The sequence below is a fragment of the Nitrosomonas oligotropha genome, assembly GCF_009833085.1.
GTDB classification, from domain to species: Bacteria; Pseudomonadota; Gammaproteobacteria; order Burkholderiales; family Nitrosomonadaceae; genus Nitrosomonas; species Nitrosomonas oligotropha.
In genome coordinates, this window is the sequence record NZ_QRBZ01000069.1 from 1 (window position 1) to 1,284 (window position 1,284).

Annotated in this window: 1 protein-coding gene; it reads left to right on the forward strand. The window is 51.7% G+C overall.

Translation table 11 applies throughout. The features are described from left to right. Positions 1–83: 83 nt before the first annotated feature. Positions 84–1,284 (forward strand): IS110 family RNA-guided transposase (locus ABD07_RS14665; protein WP_160818913.1); only part of this gene is annotated, 1,201 nt, incomplete at its 3' end.

Here is a 1,284-nt window from a genome sequence, read left to right on the forward strand (position 1 = left end):
TGGAGAAGACCGACACATCACTGGTGCTAATCCGCCCGTTTTTTAGCGTGGTCATGGGTCACGTCGGCGACATTGGTGAGTCCGTGGCAACGGACATCCCGTTTGAAAGAGTGAGTACAACGACGTACCTGAACCAGCGCGACATTCCAATAGAGATAATGGAGGATGTCATGGCAAAGTTCAAGCAAAGTAAATTGGAGTTAATCCATCCGAATGCAGCGGGGATTGATATTGGCTCTGCGAGCCATTTTGTGGCGGTACCGCCGGATCGAGATAACAAGCCGGTAAGGGAATTCAAGAGTTTCACCGCAGACCTGAATGGTTTAGCGGACTGGTTAGAGGCCTGTGAAATTGACACTGTGGCAATGGAATCGACGGGGGTATACTGGATTCCACTGTATGAACTTTTGGAGTCGCGCGGGCTGACTGTGTATCTAGTAAATGCGCGGCACGTTAGAAATGTTTCTGGCCGGAAGTCGGATGTACTGGACTGCCAATGGTTACAGCAACTGATGAGCTTTGGGTTGTTGTCTGGCGCATTCCGTCCGAAAGATGAGATATGTGCACTACGAGCCATATCTCGTCAACGCGATATGCTGATCCGTTATCAGGCGCGACATGTGCAACATATGCAAAAGGCTCTGGCGCAAATGAACATACAATTGGCGAACGTGATTTCGGATATTGTGGGCGAAACCGGTCAAAAGATCGTTCGTGCCATCATTACTGGTGAGAGAGATGGGCACATCCTGGCGAATCTCAAGAGCAATCGCATCCGGGCTGGCAAAGACGAGATTGAGAAATCGTTAGTCGGGAATTGGCGGGAAGAACACCTGTTTGCACTCAAGCAAGCGATGTCACTCTATGACGCCTACAGCGAACGACTCACCGAATGTGACCGGCAGCTTGAAACCATGCTGGCGGCACTTCAGGTGCACAAGGTAGAGATCTGCCAGAAGAAGCGCCGCTCCAATGTCAAGAACGCTCCCAAATTTGATTTGCGTGCCCATCTGATTGGCATGTGTGGGGTTGATTTGACGCGAATTGACGGCATCGAAGTGACGACTGCGATGAAAGTCCTGAGTGAAGTGGGCGCTGACATGAGCAGGTTCAAGAGTGCGAAGCAGTTTGCCTCGTGGCTTGGGTTGTGTCCTGGAACAAAGATATCGGGCGGAAAAGTGCTATCGGGGGCAAGCAAGCGCACAGCGAACCGTGCGGCTCAGGCACTGCGCATGGCGGCAGTTTCATTGAAATCCAGCCAGGCTGCACTGGGTGCCTATTACG